This is a genomic window from Micromonospora sp. SD19, from assembly GCF_054462275.1.
Map to the genome: position 1 here is coordinate 1 of NZ_JBTLMN010000023.1, position 2,158 is coordinate 2,158.

The following is a 2,158-nucleotide window of genomic DNA, read 5'->3' on the forward strand; positions in this document are numbered from 1 at the left end:
TGTCAACGCCGGCCGAACTTTGACCCCTCTGTTCCGGCCGAATGTTGACCCCCTCGCTGGTTGTTGATGTTCAGTCGTTGGTCTTGGTGGCTGCGGGAACGCGGCCGAGGTCGCGGTCTTTGAGCCGGTAGCTGTCGCCCTTCATCGAGATCACTTCGGCGTGGTGGACGAGGCGGTCGATCATGGCTGCGGCGACGACATCGTCGCCGAACACTTCGCCCCACCTTCCGAAGGGCTTGTTGCTGGTGACGATCAGTGAGGCTCGTTCGTAGCGGTTGGAGACCAGTTGGAAGAACAGGTTCGCGGCTTCTGCTTCGAAGGGGATGTAGCCGACCTCGTCGACGATCAGCAGCGGGATCCGGCCGAGTTTGACCAGCTCGTCCTGCAGCCGACCGGCGTGGTGGGCATCAGCGAGGCGGGACACCCACTGGGCTGCGGTGGCGAACGCGACCCGATGCCCGGCCTGGCAGGCCCGGATCCCGAGGCCGATGGACAGGTGCGTCTTGCCGGTGCCGGGCGGGCCCAAGAAGACGACGTTCTCCTTCGACGCCACGAAGTCGAGGGTTCCCAGGTGAGCGATCGTCTCCCGCTTCAGAGAGCGTTGGTGCTCGAAGTCGAACTCCTCCAGGCTCTTGCGGGCCGGAAATCTCGCTGTCCGGATGCGTCCTTCCCCGCCGTGGGCTTCGCGGGCGGCGACCTCGCGTTGCAGGCAGGCGGCGAGGAACTCCTCATGCGTCCAGGACTCGGTCCTGGCCCGTTCCGCCAACCTCTCGACTGAGGCAGCCAGAGACGGCGCCTTGAGGGCGCGGGTGAGGAACGCGATCTCCGAGGCGACGTTGCGGCTGGTCTTGGCGGCCATCACGCAGCCACCTCGACGTCCAGGCCGAACAGGCGGTCGTAGTCGCTCAACGGCCGGCGTTCGACCTGGGCGTCGACGGCGGTCGTCGGGGTGTGTTGGGCAGCGACGCGCAGGTCTGCGGCGGCTTGCCGGTGGGCGGGATCGGTGATGCTCTGATGGCTTGCCCAGCAGCGGTCGTGCCGGGCCGCGGGTCGGCCGTCGCAGAGCACCGTCACGTGGTCGCAGTCGGCGGTGACCTCGACCCGCCGGCCGACCACCGCTGGGTGCACCGAGTAGTCGTTGCCGTCCAAGCGCACGTAATGATCGCGGGGCAGGCGGGTGGTCTGCCGCCAGCCGACCACCGGCGCAACCGGTGGCAATGGCAGCATCGCGGCCCGGTCGGCGTCCCACCGGTCCAGCGGGCGGCAGCCCAGCATCCGGTGCTGGCGGTTGTTCGCCCGCACCAGCCAGTCGGTGAGCTGCGCGTTGAAGTCCTGAGGTGAGGCGAAGCGGCGACCGGGCAGGAACGACGTCTCCAGATAGCCGTTGGCCCGCTCCACCAGGCCCTTCGCCTCAGGGTCCGCCGGCCGGCACTGGATCACCTTGATGCCGAGGGTGCCGCGGAAGGCGTTCATCGCCTCGGTCAACTGCGGCCGCCCGGCCCGCCACTGCCCGACCGCAGACTCGTTGTCCCACACCAACGCCTTGGGCACCCGACCCCAGCCGGAGATCAGCATCCAGTGCCCGACCAGCAGGTCCGGCGACTGCCTGGTCGGAATCATCACCGCTGACAGCCACCGCGAATACCCCGACACCATCACCAGCACCGGCGGCCGGCCGACCTGCCCGAAGCCCAACGGCACGTCCGCCGGCGGGAACCACAGGTCGCACTGCGCCAGCTCTCCCGGCAGATACTCCGTCCGCTGAACCGGGTCAGGGCGGCGGAACAACGGCCGCAGCTGCTGCACCCGATCGGCGAACACCGTCTTGCCACGGGTCCACCCGACCCGCTCCATGATCACCGTCGTCGGCATGTCCGGGAACTCCGCCAACAACGCCCTGATCTGCGGCTCGACCGCGTCCACGGCCGAACCCTTCGCCGCCCGCTGATAACGAGGCGGCTCATGACTGGCCAAGGCCTTGCGCACCGTGTTCCGCGACACCCCCAGCCGACGGCAGATGGCCTTGATCGCCATCCGCTCCGCCCGGTGCAACCGACGGATCTCCGCCCAGTCCTCCACGCTCAGCACCTCCCGATGCTTCCGGAAGGGGTCAAAATTCAGCCGGAACCACGGGGTCAGTTTTCAGGCGGAGCCGACA

2 protein-coding genes are annotated in these 2,158 nt (G+C 68.4%); both read right to left on the reverse strand.

Going from position 1 to position 2,158, the window contains the following annotated elements; translation table 11 throughout:
• Positions 1-70 precede the first annotated feature (70 nt).
• Positions 71-859, reverse strand: a complete 789-nt coding sequence (gene istB / locus ACX27O_RS33020) for an IS21-like element helper ATPase IstB (protein WP_091404255.1) — start codon at positions 857-859, stop codon at positions 71-73.
• Positions 859-2,088: an IS21 family transposase gene (gene istA, locus ACX27O_RS33025; RefSeq protein WP_091404260.1), complete on the reverse strand. Its 1,230-nt coding sequence runs from the start codon at positions 2,086-2,088 to the stop codon at positions 859-861. The genes istB and istA overlap by 1 nt, the downstream gene beginning before the upstream one ends.
• Between the last annotated feature and the right edge of the window lie 70 nt (positions 2,089-2,158).

Coding starts and splice junctions, on each gene's coding strand:
- istB (WP_091404255.1), bottom strand. CDS start 859: ATGGCCGCCAAGACCAGCCGCAACGTCGCCTCGGAGATCGCGTTCCTC.